General features: G+C 61.1%; 20 protein-coding genes and 2 pseudogenes. 5 read left to right on the forward strand and 17 right to left on the reverse strand.

Annotation, left to right across the window (positions count from 1 at the left end; all coding sequences use genetic code 11):
• The first annotated feature begins 262 nt into the window (after window positions 1-262).
• Both RHE_RS13305 and RHE_RS13310 read left to right on the forward strand, forming a co-directional pair.
• Window positions 263-1,678, forward strand: coding sequence for a pyridoxal phosphate-dependent decarboxylase family protein (locus tag RHE_RS13305; RefSeq protein ID WP_011425849.1), 1,416 nt, complete (start codon window positions 263-265; stop codon window positions 1,676-1,678).
• Window positions 1,679-1,930: 252 nt separating this feature from the next.
• Window positions 1,931-2,419 carry a hypothetical protein gene (locus tag RHE_RS13310; RefSeq protein ID WP_042118668.1) on the forward strand — a complete coding sequence of 163 codons (489 nt, stop codon included), beginning with the start codon at window positions 1,931-1,933 and terminating at the stop codon, window positions 2,417-2,419.
• Window positions 2,420-2,654: 235 nt separating this feature from the next.
• On the opposite strand, the gene RHE_RS13315 is transcribed toward RHE_RS13310, so the two are convergent.
• Together RHE_RS13315 and RHE_RS13320 are read right to left on the reverse strand one after the other, a co-directional pair.
• Window positions 2,655-3,077: a TIGR02594 family protein gene (locus tag RHE_RS13315; protein ID WP_011425851.1), complete on the reverse strand. Its 423-nt coding sequence runs from the start codon at window positions 3,075-3,077 to the stop codon at window positions 2,655-2,657.
• Window positions 3,078-3,494: 417 nt separating this feature from the next.
• Window positions 3,495-5,078, reverse strand: a complete 1,584-nt coding sequence (locus RHE_RS13320; RefSeq protein WP_011425852.1) for a Na+/H+ antiporter — start codon at window positions 5,076-5,078, stop codon at window positions 3,495-3,497.
• A gap of 213 nt (window positions 5,079-5,291) precedes the next feature.
• On the opposite strand from RHE_RS13320, the gene RHE_RS13325 reads away from it, so the two are divergent.
• From RHE_RS13325 to RHE_RS13335, 3 genes and pseudogenes are all read left to right on the forward strand, one after another.
• The gene (locus RHE_RS13325; protein ID WP_011425853.1) at window positions 5,292-7,193 is read left to right on the forward strand and encodes a potassium transporter Kup; all 1,902 of its coding nucleotides are present in this window, start codon (window positions 5,292-5,294) and stop codon (window positions 7,191-7,193) included.
• A 122-nt stretch (window positions 7,194-7,315) separates the two neighbouring features.
• Window positions 7,316-8,091 (forward strand): annotated as a pseudogene (locus tag RHE_RS13330) (dioxygenase family protein).
• Between the two features lie 135 nt (window positions 8,092-8,226).
• A pseudogene (locus RHE_RS13335) lies at window positions 8,227-8,476 on the forward strand (nodulation protein).
• A gap of 51 nt (window positions 8,477-8,527) precedes the next feature.
• Here RHE_RS13335 and RHE_RS13340 read toward each other — a convergent pair.
• From RHE_RS13340 to RHE_RS13410, 15 genes are all read right to left on the reverse strand, one after another.
• A complete protein-coding gene (locus RHE_RS13340) occupies window positions 8,528-9,997 on the reverse strand; it encodes a right-handed parallel beta-helix repeat-containing protein (protein ID WP_042119265.1) in 1,470 nt (489 codons plus the stop codon).
• Between the two features lie 352 nt (window positions 9,998-10,349).
• Window positions 10,350-11,837, reverse strand: a complete 1,488-nt coding sequence (locus RHE_RS13345; protein WP_011425856.1) for a right-handed parallel beta-helix repeat-containing protein — start codon at window positions 11,835-11,837, stop codon at window positions 10,350-10,352.
• 382 nt (window positions 11,838-12,219) lie between these two features.
• Window positions 12,220-13,449, reverse strand: a complete 1,230-nt coding sequence (locus RHE_RS13350; protein ID WP_020921635.1) for an ABC transporter permease — start codon at window positions 13,447-13,449, stop codon at window positions 12,220-12,222.
• 4 nt (window positions 13,450-13,453) lie between these two features.
• Entirely contained in the window at window positions 13,454-14,593 is a 1,140-nt protein-coding gene (locus tag RHE_RS13355; protein WP_011425858.1) for an ABC transporter permease, read from the reverse strand.
• Window positions 14,590-15,291, reverse strand: coding sequence for an ABC transporter ATP-binding protein (locus RHE_RS13360; RefSeq protein WP_011425859.1), 702 nt, complete (start codon window positions 15,289-15,291; stop codon window positions 14,590-14,592). Before RHE_RS13360 ends, RHE_RS13355 begins: the two co-directional genes overlap by 4 nt.
• Window positions 15,292-15,371: 80 nt before the next feature.
• On the reverse strand, window positions 15,372-16,667 hold the full coding sequence (locus RHE_RS13365) for an efflux RND transporter periplasmic adaptor subunit (RefSeq protein WP_042118672.1): 1,296 nt from the start codon (window positions 16,665-16,667) through the stop codon (window positions 15,372-15,374).
• Between the two features lie 111 nt (window positions 16,668-16,778).
• Complete coding sequence (locus RHE_RS13370; RefSeq protein WP_011425861.1) at window positions 16,779-17,786, reverse strand: helix-turn-helix domain-containing protein; 1,008 nt, start codon at window positions 17,784-17,786, stop codon at window positions 16,779-16,781.
• 144 nt (window positions 17,787-17,930) lie between these two features.
• Complete coding sequence (locus RHE_RS13375) at window positions 17,931-18,512, reverse strand: dienelactone hydrolase family protein (RefSeq protein WP_011425862.1); 582 nt, start codon at window positions 18,510-18,512, stop codon at window positions 17,931-17,933.
• Between the two features lie 111 nt (window positions 18,513-18,623).
• Window positions 18,624-18,989 (reverse strand): cytochrome C oxidase subunit IV family protein, encoded by a 366-nt coding sequence (locus RHE_RS13380; protein WP_011425863.1) that lies wholly within the window; start codon window positions 18,987-18,989, stop codon window positions 18,624-18,626.
• 24 nt (window positions 18,990-19,013) lie between these two features.
• Window positions 19,014-19,733 carry a heme-copper oxidase subunit III family protein gene (locus RHE_RS13385; protein WP_011425864.1) on the reverse strand — a complete coding sequence of 240 codons (720 nt, stop codon included), beginning with the start codon at window positions 19,731-19,733 and terminating at the stop codon, window positions 19,014-19,016.
• A gap of 11 nt (window positions 19,734-19,744) precedes the next feature.
• A complete protein-coding gene (locus RHE_RS13390) occupies window positions 19,745-20,458 on the reverse strand; it encodes a cytochrome c oxidase subunit 3 (protein ID WP_011425865.1) in 714 nt (237 codons plus the stop codon).
• Window positions 20,455-22,233 carry a cytochrome c oxidase subunit I gene (ctaD, locus tag RHE_RS13395; RefSeq protein ID WP_011425866.1) on the reverse strand — a complete coding sequence of 593 codons (1,779 nt, stop codon included), beginning with the start codon at window positions 22,231-22,233 and terminating at the stop codon, window positions 20,455-20,457. The genes RHE_RS13390 and ctaD overlap by 4 nt, the downstream gene beginning before the upstream one ends.
• 67 nt (window positions 22,234-22,300) lie before the next feature.
• Entirely contained in the window at window positions 22,301-23,119 is an 819-nt protein-coding gene (locus RHE_RS13400) for a cytochrome c oxidase subunit II (protein WP_011425867.1), read from the reverse strand.
• Window positions 23,120-23,262: 143 nt separating this feature from the next.
• Window positions 23,263-23,652 carry a c-type cytochrome gene (locus RHE_RS13405; protein ID WP_406867021.1) on the reverse strand — a complete coding sequence of 130 codons (390 nt, stop codon included), beginning with the start codon at window positions 23,650-23,652 and terminating at the stop codon, window positions 23,263-23,265.
• Between the two features lie 234 nt (window positions 23,653-23,886).
• A complete protein-coding gene (locus RHE_RS13410; RefSeq protein ID WP_011425869.1) occupies window positions 23,887-24,810 on the reverse strand; it encodes an MYG1 family protein in 924 nt (307 codons plus the stop codon).
• Window positions 24,811-24,871 lie beyond the last annotated feature (61 nt).

Below are 24,871 nucleotides of genomic sequence, written 5' to 3' on the forward strand. Positions count from 1 at the left end.
TCGTCGTGCAAGTCGATGGCAATGTTTTCCAGCGAGATAAGGACCGACGAACTGGTGGAGACATTGGCCGCTGATGCATTCCCGGTCCAATGATCCGGATAAATCGAGACGGATGCAGCCGCTTATGTCGCCGCCCGGCCGATCCACCGCCACCATGTGAGCCCTTCAATCCTCCGATGAAAGGCTCTAAGCTGCCCGCGCCGGAAGCTTGCTTGGAGGCGGTCCCCGGGGCCGGCGGCGCTCGGCTGAGGGGGGACCCCGCATGTCGGCAATCGCATCTTTGTTTCAGGAAGCCGCCCGGCTTGCAGCCGGATTTCGTGAGCGCGCGCCGGCCCGCCATGTGCCCCGGCACGACTATGCCGCCTCGCTCGCCGCCTTCGATGAGCCGCTGCCGGCGGCCGGCGCCGATATGGCCGAGGTCATCAGGCAGCTCGCCACGGACGCCGAGCCCGGCCTGCATTTCACCACCGGACCGCGCTTCTTCGGCTGGGTCATCGGCGGCTCTCATCCCGTCGGCGTCGCGGCCGATTTCCTGACCAGCGCCTGGGGCCAGAATGCCGGAAACCACGTCGCCGCCCCGGCCGCGGCTGCCGTCGAAACCATCGCGGCCAGATGGCTTCTTGACATCCTGCAGCTGCCAGCCGAAAGCTCTGTGGGCTTCGTCACGGGAGCCACAGTCGCCAATTTCACCTGCCTTGCCGCCGCCCGCGGCGAGGTGCTGCGCAAGGCAGGCTGGGATGCGGATGCCAAAGGCCTGTTCGGCGCGCCCGAGATCACCGTGCTGATCGGCGACGACGCCCACACGACGGTCTTCTCCGCACTGCAATTCCTCGGCCTCGGTCATGACCGCGTGCTGCGCCTTCCGACCGATCCAATGGGCCGGATCGATCCGGCCGCACTCGGCGACGCGCTTGCCCCGGTCAGCGGCCCCTGCATCGCCATCCTCCAGGCCGGGCAGATCAATACCGGCGGCTTCGACGATTTCATCCGCTTGATCCCGGGCCTAAGAGAAAAAGGCGCCTGGGTGCATGTCGACGGCGCCTTCGGCCTCTGGGCGCAGGCATCGGAAAAATTCAGCCATCTCAGCCGCGGTATCGAGGCGGCCGACAGCTGGGCGACGGACGGTCATAAATGGCTGCAGACGCCCTATGACTGCGGCTATGCAATCGTGCGCAACGAGCTTGCCCATCGCCGCGCTATGACGATCGCCGCAAGCTACCTGCCGCTCGCAGCCGCGGGCGAGCGCGATCCCTCCCATTACGTGCCGGAGCTTTCCCGGCGCGCCCGCGGCTTCGCCACCTGGGCGATGCTGAAACATCTCGGCCGCGACGGCATCGCCGCCCTCATCGACCAATGTTGCGCGTCGGCTCGCCTGCTGGCCGAGCATCTCCAACGCGAACCGGGGATCACTATCTTGAACGAGATCACGCTGAACCAGCTCATCCTCCGCTTCGCTGCCGACCGCCCGGACGATGAAAGCGACGCGATCACCCGCGAGACCATCGCAAAGATCCGCGACGACGCCACCCTCTTCGCCGGCGGCGCCAAATGGCGCGGCCGCGACGTCCTGCGCCTGTCCGTCACCAATTTCCAGACGACCGCAGACGAAGCCCGGCGGGCGGCGGAAAGCATCATCGCTGCCTTCCGGAGTGTCAGCAACGACTCTCGCCCGCACTGATTGGCTTTGTGAAGCGCCGCCAATTCACAGCGATGCTGCCAGGTGCCCAGCCACCCGCCCCCGTCCTCAAGGCTCCGGCCTCTGGCCTGCGCGCCTCAGGACGAGGTCGGCCGCAGCCCGGCACCACCGCAGTTCCTCGCACATAGCTGATCGGCTATTGACTCATCTTCGAGCAAAGCTACCGTTCTCCTCTGGGTTGAGGGCTTCGGCCCAGCGCTCTCCTTTGTCCCGCTTCACGTTCCACGGTTTCCCATGTCTCTATCTCTCCCTGTGATCGCCGCTCTTCTCGCTCTGATCCCGGCCGCCTCCCATGCCAGCGAGGCACGTGGCAAATCCACGCCTCCTCTGGAGAAGGACTGCGTGGAGGTCAGCGGAACTGCTCTGTCAGCAATAGCCGAAGACCCGGCCTATGCGGCAGCCGAGCTCAAATGCGGCGCAAAGCTGTCGCTGGTGCTCCGGCGCCAGACCGGCAGGAACGGAGCCCTTCCCGTCTGGATCGTCGTCGACCAGGTGACGATCTCAAAGCCGTCGCCCCGCCACGAGCTTCTGCAGCCGGCCTATTGCTCATCCAGCCGGTTTCCCGACGTCGCCGTCTTCGCGCTCGGCAGGATGGTGGAGCAACCGGATGGCTCCTATCGATCCGAGGATGTGGTCAAAGCCTGGCGGTTCGACATCAAGCGCGAAAGGCTGGCAGCCATTCCCGCCGACGGCGTGATATGCGCGTTGGACGGGGGTGATTGACGGTCTGTGCGGCGATTCCGATGATAAGCCACCTCCGTCCTTCAAGGCTTCAGCCTCCGCATCTCGGTACGAAGGCTAACCGTTGTGCCAAGTGCCGCCGAGGCTGACGACAAACCAAGCGCCGCCTTCTCTCCGCCCTCTTCCCGAGGCGCCCCGCAGCGGCCTCGAAGGACGAGGCCGGCTACCATGAGCTATTGGATTTAATGGAACCAGCGGAAAGGTGAAATTTCCGGCTTCATCGTCGAACGGCAACGACCGAGCTGGTGCGGTAACGTGACAGCTGGACGCGGTTGGATTGGTTGCCGCCGAAGAGATAAACATATTGCCGTCGTTGGTCGAAGTGGTCGAACAGGCTGACGTGGAAGCGCCTGCCGCTTCGAATGACAACGACGTCCCCCCGCCTTGCCGAGCGGAAGAAGACAGGCTTGCCAAAGCCTTTCCAGGAAACTGCCATATTGGGATTGGGCGGCGGCTGCCGGGACGATCGTTTGGCGACGAAGGCGAGGAAGGCTCCGCACCACGACGTTCTGCGGGGATTGATGCCGAGAAAGGAAATAGAACGTTCGTGCATGCGATTATATTTCGAAGCCGTGACGAGCATGTCGGCCTCACACGGCACGGCAAAAACCGTGAGGGCTATGACGAGAATAATTTTCATTGTTTCTCACCATTGTTTGGATAATTTGGAACATCCGAAATGTGGCGAAGAAAAAATCGCGGACGGAACGTATATTTGAATCATGGCGGCAATTAGAAGCAATTTAACCGCGTATTTTTTCAAGATTTAAAGAAATAAAACTTAGGCGCCAGCAACAGTACCCCGCGAAAACGGACAATGTGGCAACCTCCAAGCGCTCGGCTGTCGAAGTCGAAAAATGGAGAATTCGATGTCGGGGGTGACGAGAGCCCGACGCCATATGGGAGCAGAAGCGGAACAATCCGCCGGCAACTCGCAACCACCCGGAAGAACGCGCATTAGTTACGACGGGATTTATATTTCCAGGATCGCAGCGAATACTTCGAAATGTAGTGGGTTTTTTTTACCCGCCATCTTCGACCTGGCCGGATCGCAAATTCAGGCTTTGGCTGAAATCGCGCTCAACTCCTCCAGATCGAGATCCCGTTCCAGCTCCTCCAGCGTCTCGTCGTCGATATCACCGGCGCGATGGAGACGAATGAGTTCCCGGCGTCCTGTTGCAACCGCCTCGAGAACGACATCGAAATGAGCATGGAGTACAGGAATATAATGTTCCGTTCTGGCTGCGTAATCGACGATCGCCGTGGCACGGCGCTGGTACCGTTCGAGCAATTGAGGGTGGATAAGATTTCCCTCGGGATCATATGCCAGGTTTTGAATGGTTCCAAGCTGCGCCTGCGCCATGGCGGCTTCGGCCTGACTCATCGTCAGACGCGCTCTCTCCGTCTCCGGCTCCACCAGCTGTGCCCAGGCAATAATCCGCCCCAAACTTGTTCCCTGGACGAGCACGGTTCCGAGAATGAGGGAAAATGATGTTGCGAGGATGAAGTCGCGGCCGGGGAATTCTTCTGGCAGGCTGAGCGCCAGGGCGAGCGTCACCACACCGCGCACGCCGGTCCAGCTGAGGACGGTGGCGCCACCGGCGCCCAGCGGCTGGGCGCGTTTGAACCCCAGCGACGCGCAGAGCCGGATGACCAGATCTGAGGCGAAGACCCACGCAAAGCGGGCGATCACGAGCATCACGAGGATCGCCAGCATCGGCAGTCCCATGGTGGCGATCACTGTGGCGAAACCGCCGCCGCGCTCGACGACATCGCGCAACGACAGCCCAATCAATGTGAAAACAGAAGCTTCCATCAGGAAGATCATCACAGTCCAGAAGGACGTGCCTCGCATGCGCATTGCGGCCGAGAATACCGTGTGCTGGTGCCAGGAAGCGATCAGGCCCGTCGTAACGGTGGCGATAACGCCGGAAACATGCAGCAATTCGCCGAGCAGATAGGAAATCCAGGCGAGCAGCACAGTGGCGGCGATGATCAGATATTCGTCGCCCAGGCGCCGGACGAATTTCACCCATGCCGTTCCCACGATGACGCCGACAATGGCGCCGCCGAGCGCCAGCACAAGGAAGCTGGCAGCCGCCTCCACCGCACTGAAACTTCCTGTTGCGGCGGCGGCGACGGCAAAGCGGAAGAGAACCAGACCGCTCGCATCGTTCAGCAAACTCTCGCCTTCCAGCAGAATCTGCAGCCGCCGCGGCAGCCTTACGCGCTCCAGCACGGCACGGGCCGACACCGCATCAGGCGGTGCAACGATCGCGCCAAGTGCTGCACAGGCGGCCCAGGGAAGTGACGGAAAGAGAAGATGGGTCACGACGGCCACGACGGCACAGGTGAAGAATACCGCTCCGACGGCGAGCGAAGCGATGCCGATCATATGGCGACGCAGCCGCACGAGAGCAATGGACCAGGCTCCGTCCATCAAGAGGGGCGGCAAGAAGATAACGAGCACCAGCCCGGGATCGACGGTAATCGCCGGCAGCCCCGGCACGAAGGCCAGCAGAGCACCGCCGGCCAGCAGCGCCACGGACGGCGGCAATCCCAGCCTGTGGGCAGCGTAGTGCAGCGCGATGATTGCAAGCAACATCGCAATGACCAGCTCGAACAATTGAGTGGGTTCCATCTCGCTTGGCCCCGGCCTGATACTGATTTCGGATGGCTACTACATAATTTTCAGAACCGAAATCTATTCATTCTGAACGTCTTTCGGCAGCCGTGCCGGGCCAGCCTCCATGCTCGCTTCGTCACGAAAAGTTTGCAACGGTACGAATTTACTTGCCCTTCTTCAATGCGGCATATCTTTCTGTCTGTAAGCAAGCGGCATGAGCGGGGAAACATGACTTCAACACATGCGGACAAGACCGGTGATGTCGCCAGCCGGACCGGCTTTGTCGGATTGGTCGTCGGCGCCATCGGCGTCGTCTATGGTGATATCGGCACCAGCCCGCTTTACGCCTTTCGCGAGGCGCTCAGACCGTTCACGGCCGATGGCGTCCACGAGTTCGAGGTAATTGGTCTTATTTCGCTGATGATCTGGACGCTGACGATCATCGTGACCTTCAAGTATGTTCTGTTTCTTCTCAGGGCGGACAATGACGGCGAAGGCGGTACGCTCTCGCTTCTCGCTCTCCTGATGAAAAAGATGGGACGAAACGTGCCCGTGCTGTTCTTCGCCGGCCTGATCGGATCGGCACTTTTCATCGGCGACGCGATGATCACGCCTGCCTTGTCGGTCATGTCCGCGCTTGAAGGCTTGAAGCTGATTACCCCAGCTTTTGCCGAATACGTTCCGCCTCTGTCGGCGGCGATCATGATCGTTCTATTTGCCGCCCAGTCGCGGGGGACCGCCGCTGTTTCGATGTTTTTCGGGCCAATAACGGTCTTGTGGTTCTTTGCCATGGCGGCAGGCGGCGTGATCCATATCGGCGACGATTGGAGGATTCTGGCCGCAATCAACCCCATCAACGCGCTCTCGTTCCTCGCTCATGCCGGCACAGTTGGGCTCATCGTCCTCGGGGCGGTATTTCTGACAGTCACGGGCGCCGAAGCGCTCTATGCCGATCTCGGCCATTTCGGGCGGCGCCCGATCCAGATGGCGTGGTTCGTGCTCGTCTTTCCGGCATTGCTGCTGAATTACCTCGGGCAAGGCGCGCTGGTTCTCAGCCAACCCGCAGCGAGCGCCGATCCGTTCTTTCTGATGTATCCCGACTGGGCCTTGCTGCCAGTGGTTCTTCTGGCGACGCTCGCGACTATCATCGCCAGCCAAGCCGTGATCACTGGCGCATTTTCTTTGGCCCGGCAGGCGGTTCACCTCGGCTTCCTGCCACGGCTACGGATCAAGTTCACCTCGGAGACCAATACCGGCCAGATTTACGTGCCGAGTGTCAATCTCCTCCTGCTGACCGGCGTGCTCATGCTGATCTTTTCCTTCGGCGACTCCGAGTCGCTGGCGACGGCCTACGGCATTTCGGTGACTGGAGCCATGGTGATCACAACCATGCTGGCCTTCCAGTTTCTCCGCGCCGTCTGGGGATACTCCTTCATGCTCGCATCTGCAGCGCTTTTGCCGCTCTTCGTCATCGAAGTCGTCTTCCTCGCAGCCAACCTGCTGAAAATCCAAGACGGCGGCTGGGTTCCGGTCGCCTTGGCGCTGGCGATCATGACTTTGATGTGGACATGGACCCGCGGGCAGACCTACCTCAAGAAACTGCGGGCCAACAACGAAATTCCGCTTGATTCCTTCATTCGATCGATCGAGCGGAAGTCGGACCATTCACCGGTTACCGTTCCGGGAACGGCGGTTTTTCTAACCAGCGTGCCAGACCGGACGCCGAACGTTCTGCTCCACAATCTGAAGCACAATCATGTGCTCCACGAACAGAACGTCATCCTGACTGTCTGGACCGAGGACGAACCCTATGTTCCCGACAACAGGCGCATCAAGATAAGCCAGCTCTCACCGCGTTTCGTGCGTCTCGATATCAATTTCGGCTTCATGGACGATCCCGACGTCACCAGGGCGCTGGCTCTCTGCCGGGAGGGAGGCTTCAAGTTCGAGATCATGAAAACGTCGTTCTATCTCGGTCGCCGCAACCTCGTCAGGACGCCGAACACCGGCCTGCCCGGCTGGCAGGAACGCATATTCATGGCGCTGGAAGGCTTTGCCATCGACCCCTCCGACTATTTCAACCTGCCGTCAAACCGCGTCGTCGAGCTTGGCGAACAGGTTGCCATCTAAAGTCTGATGGCCTCGCCCTGCTTCGCGCCGACAGCCTCGTCACCGTCGATCATTGCCGGGAATTAACTGGAAGTCGCGGCCTATCCCCCTTACACGCCGGGTCTTGAGACAAAGGAGGACATATGAAGAGGCGGACTCTTGTACTTGGCGGCGCCGCGATTGCCGCATCGTCGGTCGTTGCGGCGGCAATCTGGCCGCGGCGACATGTCGTGGTGGCAGCCAGGACATTCGACTGGAAGGGCACTGATTTTCTGAGTGGCGGCACCAAGTCTGTCGCCTTGGAAAAGCTGCCCGCGCCGCTCTTCCGCACTCGCCCGAATTGCGTCGTGACCATCGCCCAGACCCTTGGTCCCTGCCATGTCAACGACGTGCCGGCCCGCCAGGATATCTCGGAAGGAGAAGCCGGGCTACCGTTGCGGCTGGCCCTCCGTATCGTCCATGCAGCCGATTGCCGGCCGGTCGAAAACGCCGATATCGAAATCTGGCATACCGATCACCGTGGCATCTACTCCGGCCGAGAGGCTGCGAGGATGTGTACGCTTGGTGATGCCGAGGCGATAAGCGGGCTCGCATTTCGCGGCCGCCAGCTGACTGACAAGGCCGGGCAGGCAAGTTTTTTGACCGCCTATCCGGGATGGTATAGTGGCCGCACCCCGCATGTTCATTGCCGCATCCTGGTAGACGGCAAGGAGCTTCTCGTCAGTCAGGTCTATTCGACGATGCCCTGAGCGACATCGTCTATGGTGAGCATTCCGACTATCGTGGACGCCCCCGACGCGATACGCGTAACGACGATGACGGCCTCATTCCGCAGGACGCCACCGATCATATCTTCGATTTTGAGAAGCTTGATGGCGGCGTGCTTTCCGCTACGATTACGATCGGCCTCTCTTCCTGAGCCGATAGCGGCGGAGCGACAGCAGAGCCCTTTGCCCACGCGTCATGAAACCAGAGGCAGCATTTCTGCGTTTCCCTTCGACAGCAGGACACAGACCGCGAGGGATGGTGGCATAGTCAGAGAAGAAAGCAGCATATAGTCAGGCATACCACTGAGCAGGGGCTGGCGAGATTGATGCTGAGGTTGCCTGCCGCGCGGGCGACGATCAGAGCCGCCGCAGCGGCCCAATCCCACCTTTATGAGCTGTGCGGCGCCAATGGCCTGCTCCGTCCTCGACCTTATGCGCAGGGATATGTCGGCCGATCCTACGATCGTCGCTGAATACGAGATCATCTGCACGGAAATAGAAGCCAACGTCTTGCGAACGCTGCTCGGTGATCTCTAATGGCCCCTGCCGCCACGGCTTCCCCGGTAGCGGCGATGCGCCCGGCTATCTTCAGTGCAGCACGCCGTGTTGAAGGATAGAGACGGTCAGCGGGTCCGCTTCTGAATGATGCAACGGCTGAGGCGCGATCTCATGGTGTGAAATTTCGCTGCCGTTTTCCGGGCCAGCAAGATCGGCGGCTTCGATGGTGACGCCGTGATCGCCGTTGCCAAGTGTCGACCCGTGCTTTTCGACAGCCGCCTTGCCGAAGTGACGAAGCAGCAGGGTTTCATCCGATATACCGTTTCCCCAGATGGGATTGTCGTGATGGGCGCCGACCTTATCCGCTGCAATCTTGTCGGCAGCAAGTTTCAGGTCGTTGTGGGATGTGAGCCCGGTGTCCGATACAAAGCTGACGCTCGCGTCCGCGGCGGCGAAGCTGTCGGCGCTTGCAAGCGTAGTAAGACCTTCTTCGAAGATCGTGTTATCGCTGACGGGAAAGGTGCCTGCAGCGATGATCGAGGGGGAGATGCTGTATGGCGTGACATCGCTTGCGATGAAATTGTCATGGAAGGATCCGGATGCCGGCCGGTCGACCTTCAATGCCGCTTGGGTCAGGTCATCGAAGAGGTTGCCGTAGATCTCGATCCCCTCGCGGACATAAGTAGTCGTGCCCGCGGCGCTGACAGCCACGCCCCAGGCGCCGTCATGGATGTAATTTCCGGCGATATCGTAATTCCGCGTATCACCCTGATCGCCGAGGCCGATCGCATAGGACCAGCTGTAGCCGCCATAGCCCGAAATATCGTTGTCATGGATGGCTATGTTTGTGCCGGCTTGCGCACTGATTCCGAACCCGCCGCCGATGAGCGTGTTGCCCTCGACCACAGCATCCAAAGGCCGGATGAGCGCCACCACGCCCTTAGGAGTGGTGGCACCCGTCTGATCGAGGTAATTGCCGCTGATGACGATGTTGCTGCTGTCGTTGATCTGGACGGCATCCGCTGTGGTACCGTGGGCATTGGTGACGGTGCTGTTAAGGAGCGTGACACCGTTGAACTTCTCGACCCAGATGCCGTCGCCGTTGACGTCGTTGATCGTGCTGTTTTCGATCGTAAGGTTTGAGCCGGTCCGGAAGGTGATGGAGCCGGATTTGGACAATCCGGTGTGATCGACCTCGACATTCCGAATGGTCCAGTTTGAGACATAACCTCCATAGATGGCTGCGCCACCAGTGTCTGATATCTTGATATTCTCGATGACGATGTTCGAGGCATAAAGGCTGTGAATGCCGTCATTGGGGCTAGTGATGATCGGCGCGTCGCCAACGCCGTAGCTGCCGATGGTGATCGGGGCATTGACTGTGCCGGAATATTTCAAGTCGAGCTGGTCGTTGTATACAGTGCCGGCCGCGAGCAGTACGCTGTCGCCCGGCTGCAGCTTCAGGTTTTCTACCGCCCAGAACGACGCGAAGGGCGCGTCCGCACTGGTTCCGGCATTGGTGTTGGAGCCAGTCGCTGAATTCACATAATAGATTGTCATATCGCCGTGTTCTCGCATTGTCGCGCCGCCGTCTGGCTCGGCTGCGACGAGTGGATCGGATGCGATCGGGAGTTGAAGGCCATGCTCAAGATGGCGTTCGATTGCTGTTACGACAGCCGGCAGGCCATCGGCCTGCCTTATTCCCAACAAAAGCCTAACGGAGGCTGCATCCTGAAGAATACAACTTACGAGAAGATAATCTAGAAAATACCGCCTGAAAGGTGAATGAACCGTAAGCATCGTGCTGCCGCGGAGGGTCAGGACGAGGTTAGCGGCCGGGTGCGCGGGCCAAAGGCCGGAGCCTTGAAGGGATGAGGGCGGGTGATCAGCCCCGCCCCTCGAACCCGCGTCCTCAGCTCATCAAGCCATCCATATGGATGTAGACGGTCAGTATATCCCCGTCGCTATGGTGCGAGTTTCCGTCGTTGATGCCGTAGCTGAATGACTCGCTCACATGGCCATCATGGTTGGGGAGCTTCGTTTCATCGAGCGTGTAGGCATAGTTGCCTTCCCGGTCCACGTGGATGGAACCATAGTCCCCTGTCAGCGTCAGGCCGTGCTTGCCGACGCTTTCGTCGCCGAAGCGGCGCAGCACCAGGGTGTCATTGTCGGAGCTGTCGTTTTCGAGAAGATTGCCGCGATGGGCCTCGCCCTTATCGGTGAAGATTTTAAGACTGTCATGGACGGCGACGACGGCCGGATCGGCAGCCGCCTCCGTCGTTGCGGAAGCCTTGGTCTCGGCGGCGGCAAGCGTTGTCCCGAGATTGGCGACCGTATGGTTGCCGCTGACGGTAAAGGTGTGCGCGTCCGCAATGGAAGGCGAGATGCTGGTGGCAGTGGTGCCGCTCTCGATGGTGTTGTTGTAGAAGGAACCGGAGGCCGGCCTGTCGACCTTCAGCGCCGCCTCAGAGAGGTCGTCGAAGGTGTTGTCGTGGATCTCGATGTTGGTGCGGGTATAGCTGGCGCCGATCGGGCCGCTGACGGCAACGCCCCATGCGCCGTCATGGATGTGGTTGCCTGAAATATCATAGTCCCGCGCATTGCCCTGATCGCCGAGGCCGACGGCGAAGGACCAGTCGTAACCATGATATCCCGATATGTCGTTGTCGCGGATCGCGATGGTCTTCCCCGCCTGCGCGCTGATACCGAAGCCGCCACCGGTGAGCACATTGTCCTCGACCACGGCATTCGTATCCTGAATCAGCGCGATAACACCCTTGGGACTGATGGCATGAGTCTGGTCGAGATGATTGCCCTTGACCAGAATATTGCTGCTGTCGTTGATCTGCAGGGCATCTGCCTTCGAGCCATTCGCGCTGGTGACGGCGTTGTTGAGAAGTTTGACGCCTTCGACTTTCTCGATCCAGAAGCCGTCGCCCTTGACGTCCGATATCTTGCTGTCTTCGACCGTGACATTCTTGCTGCTCCGGAAGGTGATGGCACCTGCGTTTTCCGATAATCCGGTTTTGGCGATCTCGACGTCCCGCACCGTCCAATTCGTGACGTTGCCACCATAAATGCCCGCACCGCCCGTGTTCGATATTTTGAGATTCTCGATCACGATGTTGGAGGCATAGAGACTGTGGATGCCGTCGCCGCCACTATGGATGACGGGTGCGGCCCCCGTCCCGTAACTGCCGATCTTGATCGGCGCGCTCGCGCTGCCGGAATATTTGATATCGAATTGTTCGTTGAACACGCTCCCCTTGGCGAGCAGCACGCTGTCGCCTGGTTTCAGTGCCAAGGATTCCACTTTGGACAAAGTCGCAAAAGCCGAGTTCTGGTTCGTCCCACCGTTGCGGTCGGAGCCAGTCGCTGAGTTCACATAGTAGATTGTCATATCACCAATGTTGCCCTGTTCGTCGGATCGCTATGTCGCCACTGAGACCGACCGGGATCGGCCGATGCTCCTGCGGCCGGGGCAACCGTCCACGGCAAGAAGGCGAGAAGATGTTGTCAATGCGGCAGCGACCAGTTTACGGGTTTTGTTCCACAGGCAACGGCGCCCGGTCTGGCAAGGCGCTGAAAAGCCGCAACCAAAACAGGGAAAACGGCGACTCAGAGGCGAATAAATCGAGGAACGTCGGGCAGCGAGATATCTTCCTTCCAGGCTGTACCGCAGTGATTCTGCTCGCGATTCGCATGAAGCCACAGCGCCAGCTATGCCAATCAGCCCCATTCGTGAGCGGGCCAGAGGGCCTCTCGAATGACGGGGCGGGTGATCATCTCAGCGCTATTTCTCCCCTCGCCTGCAGCGCCGAAGTCAACGGCAGGCGAGCGGCGGCAATCGCCGGCAGGGCGCCGCCCAGGATGCCGATGGCAAGGCCAAGAAGGCCGGCAGTGAACACCACGTCGGGGGTGACGTCGAGCTGAAAGGCCATCCTGGTATTGTCGGCGCCCATCGTGCTTGCCTGCCAACCGTCGAAAGCGAGCCTGGAGGCGGAGACACCGAGCCCGGCGCCGGCCACCGACAGGAGCACCGCCTCCACCCAGGTAGCGGCGAAGGCCGGCAGGCGGGCAAAGCCGAGGAGGCGCATCGTCGCGATTTCGACGCTACGGTCGGAAACCGAGCTCATCATCGTATTCAAGGCGCCCGCCGCCGCACCAATCGCCATCAGCAGCGCGATCGGCCAGCCGAACAGGCGGATCAGGCTTTCGGTGCGCTCCGCCTGGCCGGCGTAGAGATCAGCCTCGGAAACGGCCACGAACGGCGTGCCTGGCAAGGCCGACAGGCGATCACGCAACGCCGCCAGTGCTCTTGCGCGATCGCCTCCGCCGTCGAGCCGCACACGTAGGCTCTGCACCTGCCCCTGTCGGTCGAAAGCCGATTGCACCGTCTCCAGATCCGCCCAGATCTCGGATTCAAAGGCGCTGCCGCCTGAAGTGAAATGCCCGACGATCCTCCAGTCGAGTGCGCCGAGCCGGATCGTCTCGCCGACCGCGAAGCCGGGAAAAGTGTCGGCGATGCGGGCACCGACGACGATCTCGCGCGCGCCTTGCGAAAACAGCCGCCCCCGCGAAAGCCGCGCGCGTTCACGCAAGCCGGGGCCTGCCGGATCCATGCCCCTGAGCGAGAGCGTTTGCTCGACGCCTTTGTCTTGTCTGACATCGACGGGAACGACGGTCTCGCGCGATAATACCGGCCCGCTCGCTTCGTCACGGGCGATTCCGGTATCGCCGCTCATGGCCGCAAGAAGGCTGCGGGTTGCCTCGGCCGATAGCTCCGAACCAGTCTCCTGATTGGTGCCGCCGCCGAGAATTACGGCGATATCAGGCGAGCCGGCGCCGGCGAGCGCGGCCTCGAAGCCGCGCGCCATCGCCAGGAAACCTGAGAGCACCGCCACGACGAGAGCGACCGACAGCACCATCGACAACGAGATCCACAGCCGTCGCGGCAGACTGCCAAGGTTGACTCTGATCATAAGAAAGGTCTGCTTGAGCGTTGATGACATTGGATTATCTCACACTGAAGGCGTTGACGATGGGCCGGCGCGCGGCGGTCACCGCAGGCAGCAGCCCGGTCAGCAGGCCGAGCCCCGCTATAATGGCGAGAGATTTCGCAAGCACGCTCGTTCCGAAGACGAGGCCGAACTCTGGTCCGATGGAAAGCGTCGCAAGCTTAGCGAGAACAAGTCCCCCCGCGCCACCAACAAGAAAGATAAACGATGTCTCTCCAAGAATGAGCGCGAGAACCCGCGGACTGGAAAAGCCGAGCACCCTCAAGACACCGATCTCGAAACGCCGCTCCCTCACCGCAAACAGCATAGTGTTGACCGTGATCATCAGGATGGTGACGAAGGCGGCCCCGACGACGAGGCTCACGATCAGGCCGATGTCAGCGAATTGCCGGAGAAACGCTTCAAGAAACTGCTTTTCCGACTGGGTCCTCGTCTGCGCCGCTGAATTGGCGAATAGAGCATCGATCCGCGCTGCCAGCACACTTGATGACACGCCTGGACGCGGACGTACCACGAAAGCGTCGACAGTATCCTTGTCGCGCGCACGAGCGGCATTGAGGGCGTCGTAGCGGGCGAGCATGAAATAGGTATCGGTGCTGGCATCCGCGCCCTCAAAAATGCCCGCGATCGTGAAGCTCCAATTGTGGCTGCCGTCAGCCCTGGTAAGCTGCCCGGTAAAGCCGATGCGCTGGCCGATCGACCAGCCCTCGGCTTCCGCCAGTGCCCTGCCGACCAGCACCCGATCACCGGCCTCTTCCATTGCCGCAATCAGCTCCGGCGTCAGTTTGAGCTCATCGCCGTTGGCCGCGGCGATCGCTTGTGGATCGACGGCGCTGACGGCAACCACATTCTTTTCGACCTCGACGAAGCCCCGCATGCGTGCGGTATAGGCGACCGCGGCGACATCGCCGTCAGCCGCGATCCGGTTGAGGTAAGCAAGCGGCAGCGGCAGCCCGCGGCTCGATTTGTTGAAGACGCCGAGCAGATTGTCGCTGGCGCCGGCCGCTCCTTGGCTGCCGCTGACGAAGCTCGCCATAAGCCCGTAGATCAGGAAGGCGACGCCGACTGAAAACATCAGCAAAATGGCGCGCAGCCGCTTGCGCCAGACATTGCGGTGCATGAGCTGGAGGAAGGTCATCGGCCCGCCCCTTCCTCGCTGACGAATTCGCCCTTGTTGAGACGCAGCGTGCGTCGGGCAAAAGAAGCGGCCTCGGGATCATGCGTGACCATGATGATGGTCTTCTGAAGCTCGCGATTGAGAAAACTCAGCATCTCCAGGATATCATCGGCCGATTTGCGATCGAGATCGCCGGTCGGCTCGTCGCAGAGAATGAGATCGGGATCGGTGACGATGGCGCGGGCAATGCCGACGCGCTGCTGCTGCCCGCCCGACATGCTCGACGGAAACTGCCGCTGGCGACCCGTAAGCCCGACGAGATCCATGACCGTATCGACGCGAGCCCGCCGCTCCCTGCGGCCAAGCGTCAACAGCAGCGGCAGCTCGATATTCTCCGTCGCATTCAGCATCGGCAGCAGATTGTAAAACTGGAAGACGATGCCGATGGCATGTGCCCGCCAAGCCGCCCTTGCCCCCTCGCCCATCTGCACGAGATGGCTGCGGCCGACTCTGATTTCGCCGGCATCCGGGCTGTCGATACCACCGAGCATGTTGAGCAGTGTCGATTTCCCGGAACCCGAGGGTCCCATGACAGCAATGAAATCGCCGCGCGGAATGGCGAGATCGAGCCCGGAAAAGATCGGAATCGTCTTCGTTCCGATCCTGAATGACTTCGTGACGCCGGCGAGGACGATATAGGGTTCTGCGGTGTCGGTCATGGTTCTGCTCCTTTGTGATTTACTGATTATGGGCTCGAAGGTTCGCGGCACGCGAACCCGATCAGCTCGCGGCACACCGGTCAGCCCTCATCCTGAGATGCGCAGGCCCGCGCCGGAGCCTGGAAGGACGAGGCCGGGTGATGAGCCTCCTCGCCCACCACCAGCTGGATGCGCGCCGCCATTGCAGGCCGCGTGCCCGGTGGTGGCGAAGAGGGTGACAGGCGCAACGTCACGGTGCCCTTCTCCTTGGAAATGACCGGCGCAATTTTCGCCACTTCGACCGCGAACGGTTTATCGGGAAAACCGTCGAGCACCGCCTCTCCTTTGAGACCAGGACGCAGCAGCGCCATATTTGCCTCGGCCACATCGGCATCGATGACCAGGCTTGCCGTATCGGTGATGGCGAGCAGGCTTTCGTTCTCCCGCACGCTATCCTCGCGCGACAGCACGGTGTCGCCGACACGCGCATCAAGCCGCGTCACGGTGCCGGAAACCGGCGCCCGCACGGTCAGCGCCTCCATCTGCTCGCGCGCCCTGTCGATATCGAGCTTGGCCTTTTCGAGATCCTGCCTTGCCTGTGCCGCGGCATTGCCGGCCGTATCGAAGGCAGTGCGCGTTACCTCCAGCGCGTCGGCCGACATGGCGTCGCGCCCAGCCAACCGCTCTGCACGATCTAGCGAAGTCCGCGCCTGGACGAGCGCAATGTTCCTCGCCTCCAGCACCAGTTCCGCCGCCCGCCCGGCTATATAAGCGCCCCGGAGCGCGAAGCGTGCGCCCGCATCATCGAGCCGCAGGAGCACCTGGCCGGCCGCAACCCGATCGCCCACCTCGACCTCGACGGCGACGATCCGCCCCTCATATTTGGAAAAGACGGTGGCGATGTCGGGCGCCACGACATAACCGGAGCCAGTGATCTCCCGGATCGACATGGTCGTACCCCTGCCCGGCGCAGCCGCGCCCTGAGTTCGCGCTGCCGCCCCCTCGCCAGGCAAAGCCCCTCCGGCCTTCGCCGCTTCACCGGCTGATATCGCACCACCATAGACAATCCTGGCAAACTCGGCCTCTATGCGCTCCAGCCCATACGGCCGATAGAGAAGAGTCGCTGCCAGCGACACCGCCCCCGCAAGGGCCAGCATTCCAGCCATTACCCACCGCCGGGCTCTCCGCTCCGGCGGCTCAATCTCGAAGGCAGCGGGCTCGATCGAAAGCGATCTGAGCCTGGCGGCAAGGTGTCGTTCATGTTCCGATGTCGTATTCATGCCGACAGAATGGCCGCCGGCGACAAAACCGCGACCTCGAACGTGTTTCAGCCGGTCCTCGATCGCGATTGTGTACGTAGTGACAGGAAAGTTAGGCGCCTTGGCCCTACGGGGCACCTCCAGAGGGCGGAGAGCGTCGCCGTCCCCTGCACGTGGCACGACGATCAGCCTCAACCTGAAGCGCGCAGGCCATGGCCCCCGGAAGCACGAGGGCGGATGGCATCGCCGTCACCCCCTTCGCTGCCTCCAAGCCACCGGCGTCATACCGGTCACACGCCTGAACTCCCGATTGAAGTTCGACTTCGTCTGGAAGCCGACCTCGAACATCACCTCGGTTACCGATTTTTCAGTGGCGGACAAAAGGTGGCAGGCCTCGCCGATCCTGTAGTCATTAACATATTGCGAGACGTTCTTGTCCATCGCCCGGTTGATGGCCGTCGAGATCTGGCGGGCGGGGATTCCGGCCTTGCGGGCCAGCCGGTCGAGGTTGAGATTGGCGTCACGATAGAGCTTTTTTGCCTCCATCAGCGCGTCGACCATCGCGATGGTCTCCTTGTCCTCGCTGGTATCAGACCTCGGCGCTCCCTCTGCTGTCTCCGGCGGCACCCGGCTGCGGCTGGCGGCTGCCGCAGCAATGCCGAGGATAACCAGGGCGGCGAGATTTCCGACGCTGATCAGTGCCAGCGCCCGCTCGCTATGCGCTGAGATGAAATCGAGAAAGACAAAAATATCGATGGCGGCCGAGAGACAAAGCGCGGCTGCCGCGAAGATGATCGCCCGGTAGGCCGGCACGGCGCCTTCAAAGGGCGCGAGCCGCAACGCGTCCGCCCCCGGGCGCATCAAAAGCAGGATCGCCACGGCGTAGCCGACGAAGACGAGCACCAGCGCCACGTCGATCGCATCCCGCCAGAAGGTCGCCAGCAGCAGGATGAGGATAGCAGGCACGGCATGCAGCCCGATCCGCGCAGCAAGCGACCGCCGGCTCGTCTTCACCAACGTGAAAACCCCGGCATAGGCAAGCGGCGGCACCACTGCTGCAATCACTGGCGCAGCCAGCCCCACCCCCTGCACGCCATAGCCCCAACGCAGGCCGGAAAGCACGGATTGCAGCGCCGAGACCAGGATCAACGCCAGAAAAGGCAGGTTCAGCGCCACCTCCTCATCGCGCCTGAGAACAGTGGCGAAGAGGATGAGCAGCAGGAGAGCAACGACGAAGGGAAGCGGAATGAAGATCATGGGACTCCAAGATCGGAATGACGAACGGCGCCATCATTGCCGAGTCCGGCGCCCGGCGCGACCTCCATCATGTTTTAGGACTATTTTATGTGGAAATTTTTGAATTGGCGGTCGCGGGGGTTCGAGCGAGCCATGAACGCCGGATCAGACGCGCCCCAGAAACGCAAGTACGCGGGCAGTCAGCAGCGCGGTCGCATCTGCGTCATATGTCGGAAGCGAGCTGTCGGCGAAGTAGTGTTGATCGCCGGGATAGAGGAAAAGCTCCGCGTCCGCGACCTTGGCCACGATCTCGCGGGCGGCATCAATGTCACCCTCGCCGACGAAGATCGGATCGTTGTCCATGCCGTGGATCTGGACCGGGACGCGCTCCGGCCAGGGTCCGACGGCCCACTCGCCGCTGATCGGCAGGCAGGAATAGAAAAGCAGAGCCCCGCGGGCTCCAGGCCGTGTTTGCGCCAGCTTCTGCGCTGGGAGTACGCCAAATGAGAAGCCGGCATAGACCAGTTCGGGAGGCAGTTCGTCGGCGAGCCGGACGCCGTGTTCCCTGACGGCGTCGAATCCGATCTCGCCGATATAGGCGAGCCCCTCCTCGATGCTATGGAACGTGCGTCCATCGAATAGATCAGGCGTGTGGACGATGTGGCCCGCCGCCCTGATGTCGTCTGCGAAGGCATGCACTCCAGGGGTCAACCCTTGTGCGTGGTGGAACAGCAAGATCTCAGCCATAAGGCGTCTCCCGTCGCGGTGTTGGCCGGCTCGATAAGAAAGTTCAGAGGAGTTCAGACCGGGCCTGCGGCAGTCATCTCCGACGTCGCACTCGGCCCCCGATGACAATATTTAAGGGGCTGTCCCGAAAAAGGCGAGCCGCGTAAGGATCGTATATTGCGATTCCGATACCATCAGCGCCACGAAGACCAGCACCAGCACCGGCGGCATCAGGATGGCGTAGACGAGTGCCAGCCGCTCCCAGGCCATATGCATGAAGACCGCGACGATCAGCCCGGCCTTCAGCATCATGAACAGAAGGATCAGCGTCCATCTGAGATAACCCTGAATGCCGAAATAATCGACAAGGTAGGAAAAGGCGCTGAGCACGAAGAGCAGGCCCCAGACGAAGAGATAGAGCCGGATCGGATGCTGCTGTCCCGTGTGTGCTTGTGCCTGCGCCGTATGGGTTTGGGCATGCGCCGTTGTCTCGCTCATGACGACCTCACCACAGATAGAAGCTTACCAAAGATAAAAGAACGCAAAGATGAAGACCCAGACCAGATCAACGAAGTGCCAGTAGAGGCCCATGATCTCGACGACCTCGTAGCGGCCTTTCCGGCTGGTGAAGAAGCCGCGCCGTTCCACGTCGAAATCGCCCCGCCAGACCTTGCGGGCGACGATAAGGAGGAAGATGACGCCGATCGTCACATGGGTGCCGTGGAAGCCGGTGATCATGAAGAAGGTCGATCCGAACTGGGCTGCCCCCCAGGGGTTCTCCCAAGGGCGCACGCCTTCGGTGATCAGTTTCGTCCATTCGAAAGCCTGCATGCTGACGAAGGTCGCCCCCAGCAACGCCGTCAGCAGCATCAGAGCCGCGGTCCTGTGGCGTTCGCGGCGATAGCCGAAATTGACCGCCATCGCCATGGTGCCGCTGCTCGAGATCAGCACGAAGGTCATGATCGCAATCAGGATCAGCGGAATGTCCTGGCCGCCGATATGCAGCGCGAAGACCTCGCTCGGATTGGGCCATGCAACAGGCGTCGACATGCGGGCGGTCATATAGGCGATCAGGAAACAGCCGAAGACGAAGGTGTCGCTCAAGAGAAAGATCCACATCATCGCCTTGCCCCAGGAGGCGCTCTTGAAGGCGCGCTGATCCGAGGCGAAATCGGCAGCAACACCACGCAGGCCGGCCGGCCGAAGGTTTGCATCGCCGTGTGTCTCGATAGTCTGTGCCATCTGCAAGTCTCCTAGCTTATCAACGTGCGGCAGAGATCGACGAAATCATTCGCCCAGCCGGCAAAGAGCGCGAAGAGCACAAGCCAGACGGCGAGCATGAAATGCGAATAGATGGCCGAAAGGTCGACGCTGAGGCGCAGTCTCTCCGGCGAAACATCGGCTGCGAACGCCTTGACCGTCGTATGCGCGAGGACGGCAAGCCCGCCCAAAATATGCAGCCCATGCAGGCCGGTGAGCATATAGAAGAAGCTGTTGGCGGGATTGTCGGCCAGTACGTAGCCGGCCGCCGTCAGTTCCCGCCATGCCTGGATCTGTCCGACGAGGAAGAAGACGGCAAGCGCAAGTCCTGTGACGAGTGCCGGCCGTAGGTTTTCCATGCGGCCGTGCTGCGCCTCACGTTTGGCCCATTGCAGCGCGGCACTGCTGAGCGCAAGTGCCGCGGTGTTCACCCAGAGCAGCCGCGGAACCGGCATCCCCCACCAGTCCGCCGATGCCGCACGCATGAAATAGGCGCTGACGGCAAGGCTGAAGACGGCGCCCACGACGCCGAGAAACACGAACAGGCCGATTTTCACCGCCGGCACCGGCACCCGCTCAATGCCAAGATGATCCGGCATTTGCACCGAACCGGTTTCGAGCCAGGGCTTCGATGTCAGCCGCTGCCCGGCCAGCCACCAGATGATGATGGCAGCGATAGCGGCGAGGAAGATCAGCACGATGTTCATGTGGGAATCTCCCGTGTGACGCCACCGCTTGCCGGCACATTCTGCGGAATGAAATCCTCGGCCGCCCCCGGCACGCTGTAATCATAGGCCCAGCGGTAGACGACAGGCAGATCCCTGCCCCAGTTGCCGTGTGGGGGCGGTGTCTGCGGCGTCTGCCATTCGAGCGTCGTCGCCCGCCAAGGATTGCCGCCCGCCTCCTTCCCCCGCAAAAGGCTCCAGACCAGGTTGAACAGAAAGACCATCTGCCCGGCCCCGACCACAAGCGCCATGACGGTGATGAAGATATTCAGCGTGTGGGCCGAAGGCGGAACGAAGGCCGTTTCTCCCATCTCGAAATAGCGGCGCGGCACGCCGAGCAGACCGAGATAATGCATCGGAAAGAAGAGCGCATAGGTGCCGAGGAAGGTGATCCAGAAGTGAATATGGCCGAGCGTATTGTCCAGCATGCGTCCCGTCACCTTCGGATACCAGTGATAGATCGCCCCGAAGATAACGAGGATCGGCGCGACCCCCATGACCATGTGGAAATGCGCAACGACGAACATCGTATCCGACAGCGGCACGTCGACGACGACATTGCCGAGGAAGAGACCGGTCAGGCCGCCATTGACGAAGGTGACTATGAAGGCGAGCGCAAAAAGCATCGGCAGCGTCAGGTGGATATCGCCGCGCCAGAGCGTCAGCACCCAGTTGTAGACTTTGATCGCCGTGGGGATGGCGATGATCAGCGTCGTGGTGGCGAAGAAGAAACCGAAAGCCGGATGCATGCCGCTGACATACATGTGGTGCGCCCAGACGACGAAGCTCAAGCCCCCGATGATGACAATCGCCCAGACCATCATGCGGTAACCGAAGATGTTCTTGCGCGCATGAGTGCTGATCAGGTCGGATACGATACCGAAGGCCGGCAGCGCGACGATATAGACCTCGGGATGGCCGAAGAACCAGAACAGATGCTGGAACAGGATCGGGCTGCCGCCGCCATGCTTCAGCTGCTCGCCCATTTCAACGATGGCCGGCATGAAGAAGCTGGTGCCGAGCAGACGGTCGAACAGCATCATGACGCAGGCGACAAAGAGGGCCGGAAAGGCCAAGAGCGCCATGACGGTCGCGGTGAAGATGCCCCAGACGGTGAGCGGCATCCGCATCAGCGTCATCCCCCGCGCCCGCCCCTGCAGCACGGTCACCACATAGTTCAGGCCGCCCATGGTGAAGCCTATGATGAAGACGATCAGCGAGGTGAGCATCAAGAAGATGCCCCAGTCCTTGCCGCCGGGCGTGCCCGACAGGACCGATTGCGGCGGATAAAGCGTCCAGCCTGCGCCCGTCGGGCCGCCGGGTGCGAAAAACCCCGCCACCAGGATCAGAACGGCAAGCAGGTAGATCCAGTAGCTCAGCATGTTCGCATAAGGGAACACCATGTCGCGCGCACCGACCATCAGCGGGATGAGGTAGTTGCCGAAGCCGCCGAGGAAGAGCGCGGTCAAGAGGTAGATCACCATGATCATGCCATGCATGGTGATGAACTGATAATAGTGATCGGCATCGATGAAGGCGAAATAGCCGGGAAAGGCGAGCTGAATCCGCATCAGCCAGGAGAGCACCAACGCCACCAAGCCGATCGAGATGGCGGTTAGCGAATATTGGACGGCAATGATCTTGGCGTCCTGGCTGAACACATATTTGGTCCACCAGCTGTGCGGATGATAAAGCTCGACATCCTCGACTTCGGCGGCCGGGATGACACCTGCGCTGCCGGACGGAATCTCGACCATGATATCTCCTCCTATACCCGCCGATTGGTTAAACCGGCCTGCGGCCTCCGGCCGTCTTCCCGCCAGTTCAGTTCGCCGGCGGCGGCTCTCCCGATGACGCCGTCAGCTGGGTGAATGTCTGCTGCTGCCCGAGCCAGGTCTGATAGTCCGCGTCCTCGTCGACCACGACGGTGCCGCGCATCTGCGGATGACCGATGCCGCAAAGTTCGGCACAGAGGATCTCGAACGTGCCCGTGCGCGTCGGTGTCAGCCAGAAATAAGTGACCATGCCCGGGATCATATCCATCTTGGCGCGGAACTCCGGCACGTAGAAATCGTGGAGAACATCGACGGAACGCAGCAATATGTGCACGGGCTTGCCGATCGGCAGATGAAGCTCGCCGCCTTCGACGATGATGTCATCGAGGCCGGTTGGATCGTTCTTGTCGACGCCTAGCGGATTGTCGGAAGTGACGTCACGCGTCTCGGCACGGCCGAGCTTTCCGTCCGCACCCGGCAGGCGGAAGCTCCACAGCCACTGCTGACTGACGACTTCGACCGATGCGGCATCGGCGGGCACTGTGATGAACTGGTTCCAGACGATCAGGCCGGGCGCCAGCATTGCCGCGACGCCAACTGCCGTTCCCGAGGCCAGAAGCAATTCCAGCCTGCGATTTTCAGGCTCATAATGCGCCCGGTTGCCCGGTCTGTGTCGGAAGCGGAAGACGCAATAGGCCATGAAGGAAATCACCGCTACGAAGACGATGCCGGTGATCCAGAAGGTGATGACGAGCGTGTTGTCGATATAGCTCCAGTTCGACGCGATCGGCGTCCACCACCACGGGCTCAGCACGTGGAACAGCACGGAGCCAACGACAACCAAGACGAGAATCAGCACAACAGCCATTTCCGCCCCTCCTGGGCCGACCGACCGTGAAACCGCACTCCACAAAACGTCGAGTTTATTATCGCACAAATAGAAAATGTCGGCAATTACGGCGATTTAGGCATGCGCCGCTGCCGGCAACCCGTCATTTGGCGTACTGCCCCTCATTGGGAATATTGTTTCAGATAGGCGATGAGATTGGTGATTTCCTGGTCATCCTTCACTCCTGCGAAGGCCATCTTGGTGCCCTTCACCTTGGCTTTCGGATTATGCAGATAGTCACGCAACGTCGCCTCGTCCCAGACGAGACCACCCTCGCCGGCGGCCTTCATCCCCGCAGAATAAGCAAAATCAGGATGCGTCCCGGCCTTTCGGCCGAACAGCTTGTTCAGTGACGGACCCACCTTGTTCGTATCGGACTCGGCGACATGACAGGTGGCACATTTCTTGAAAACGGTGGCACCGGCCGCCGCATCCCCCTCCTGCGCTCCAGCGTTGAGAGGGAAAAGGGCAATGACGGGCGCGGCGGTCAGCAGAATAACACGGTAATCCACGGCAAACCTCATCCTCCTCAAGGTCGCCAGCCACTCTCACCATCGGCCATCATTCGCGCGGTGGTGGTGGTTGCTAGGGGTTAAAGTTAGTCCTTCGCGGATGCAAGTCAATCGCTTCCATGATTACTGCCACTTGGGGGCAATCCGATACCCTGTGGCCCCGACGCAAATGCCAGGTCAGAGACCCGGCAAGCACGTGGTGATCTGCTGGCGAATGACGCCGCGCCATCCAACTTATACTCCGATCGAAAGCGCCTCTTGCACCGCCAATTCAGCCATGGCAAGCGCCGCGTCCCGGGTCTTGGCGGCGGCGACGAAGCGGCCGTTATGGCAGAAGCTCGCGCCCTCTATGCCGCAGACTGCCTCCAGCTCACCATTGGTAAGGCCGGCCCAGGCTGCTGGCAGATCGGCCCGGAGCTCGAACCCGTCTTCGGCGCGGCGAATACCGGTCACGCACCAATCCTTTTCGCGCGGGTGGACGACGAACAGCAGGTGATCGGCGCCGGCCTTGACGATGGCGGGACGGAAGGGCATCCCTCGCGGCAATTCCAGAATACGCCCCTGCCCTGCATCCCCGATCGCCCGATACACGATCGCCTCGGCCCGCAGTTTTGCGGCCCTCTGAGCGATCCCGGCATCGACGAAACTGCGGGCAATGGCCAGCGCCGCGTGGAAGGCGCGATCGTCAGCCGCGGGTTCCGCCTCATCGAACACCGGTTTCAGGGTCTCGAGCAGCGCCGGCAGCATCAGGCCCGCCAAAGGCCCCGAAGGGCTGAGCGCGCCATTGTCGGTCAGGTCGATCGGCAGCACGAAACCGGTGTCGAAAGCGGCGTGGAGGGCTTCGACATGATGATCGGGAAGACCGGAGGCTGCGAGATATTCGCGGCCGTAATGCTTCCAGATCAGGCCGAACGAGCTGTAAGGCTGGCCATCGTCGCGCTGCGGCGCGCCGCGCTGATGATGATCGAATATGCCGGCAGCAGGATCGTAGGCACCGCCGACATCATAGATGATCCGGCCCGGGGCTGGCGTTATCCATTCCGGCGCTCGGCTTCGGATCAGACGGGCCTGCGGGAAAAGCCGGGTCAGGATGACGCTCGACAGCAGCTCGTCTGCGTGGAAACCACCGGAATGAGTAACGAGGAAATCGGGGCTCATGGAAGCTATGCGCCTTGTGGTTTGGCGGAGGATCCGCTTGCGGGTCTGAACGAGATAGCCG

The sequence above is a fragment of the Rhizobium etli CFN 42 genome (assembly GCF_000092045.1).
GTDB lineage: Bacteria > Pseudomonadota > Alphaproteobacteria > Rhizobiales > Rhizobiaceae > Rhizobium > Rhizobium etli.

Excerpts from the sequence above, each read along its gene's own strand:
- RHE_RS13380 (WP_011425863.1), bottom strand. The coding sequence starts at position 18,989 with ATGAGCGAGACAACGGCGCATGCCCAAACCCATACGGCGCAGGCACAA.
- RHE_RS13410 (WP_011425869.1), bottom strand. The coding sequence starts at position 24,810 with ATGAGCCCCGATTTCCTCGTTACTCATTCCGGTGGTTTCCACGCAGAC.
- ctaD (WP_011425866.1), bottom strand. The coding sequence starts at position 22,233 with ATGGTCGAGATTCCGTCCGGCAGCGCAGGTGTCATCCCGGCCGCCGAA.
- RHE_RS13310 (WP_042118668.1), top strand. The coding sequence starts at position 1,931 with ATGTCTCTATCTCTCCCTGTGATCGCCGCTCTTCTCGCTCTGATCCCG.
- RHE_RS13305 (WP_011425849.1), top strand. The coding sequence starts at position 263 with ATGTCGGCAATCGCATCTTTGTTTCAGGAAGCCGCCCGGCTTGCAGCC.
- RHE_RS13355 (WP_011425858.1), bottom strand. The coding sequence starts at position 14,593 with ATGACCTTCCTCCAGCTCATGCACCGCAATGTCTGGCGCAAGCGGCTG.
- RHE_RS13320 (WP_011425852.1), bottom strand. The coding sequence starts at position 5,078 with ATGGAACCCACTCAATTGTTCGAGCTGGTCATTGCGATGTTGCTTGCA.
- RHE_RS13375 (WP_011425862.1), bottom strand. The coding sequence starts at position 18,512 with ATGGCTGAGATCTTGCTGTTCCACCACGCACAAGGGTTGACCCCTGGA.
- RHE_RS13385 (WP_011425864.1), bottom strand. The coding sequence starts at position 19,733 with ATGGCACAGACTATCGAGACACACGGCGATGCAAACCTTCGGCCGGCC.
- RHE_RS13315 (WP_011425851.1), bottom strand. The coding sequence starts at position 3,077 with ATGAAAATTATTCTCGTCATAGCCCTCACGGTTTTTGCCGTGCCGTGT.
- RHE_RS13350 (WP_020921635.1), bottom strand. The coding sequence starts at position 13,449 with ATGTCATCAACGCTCAAGCAGACCTTTCTTATGATCAGAGTCAACCTT.
- RHE_RS13360 (WP_011425859.1), bottom strand. The coding sequence starts at position 15,291 with ATGACCGACACCGCAGAACCCTATATCGTCCTCGCCGGCGTCACGAAG.
- RHE_RS13390 (WP_011425865.1), bottom strand. The coding sequence starts at position 20,458 with ATGAACATCGTGCTGATCTTCCTCGCCGCTATCGCTGCCATCATCATC.
- RHE_RS13370 (WP_011425861.1), bottom strand. The coding sequence starts at position 17,786 with ATGATCTTCATTCCGCTTCCCTTCGTCGTTGCTCTCCTGCTGCTCATC.
- RHE_RS13345 (WP_011425856.1), bottom strand. The coding sequence starts at position 11,837 with ATGACAATCTACTATGTGAACTCAGCGACTGGCTCCGACCGCAACGGT.
- RHE_RS13340 (WP_042119265.1), bottom strand. The coding sequence starts at position 9,997 with ATGACAATCTATTATGTGAATTCAGCGACTGGCTCCAACACCAATGCC.
- RHE_RS13325 (WP_011425853.1), top strand. The coding sequence starts at position 5,292 with ATGACTTCAACACATGCGGACAAGACCGGTGATGTCGCCAGCCGGACC.
- RHE_RS13400 (WP_011425867.1), bottom strand. The coding sequence starts at position 23,119 with ATGGCTGTTGTGCTGATTCTCGTCTTGGTTGTCGTTGGCTCCGTGCTG.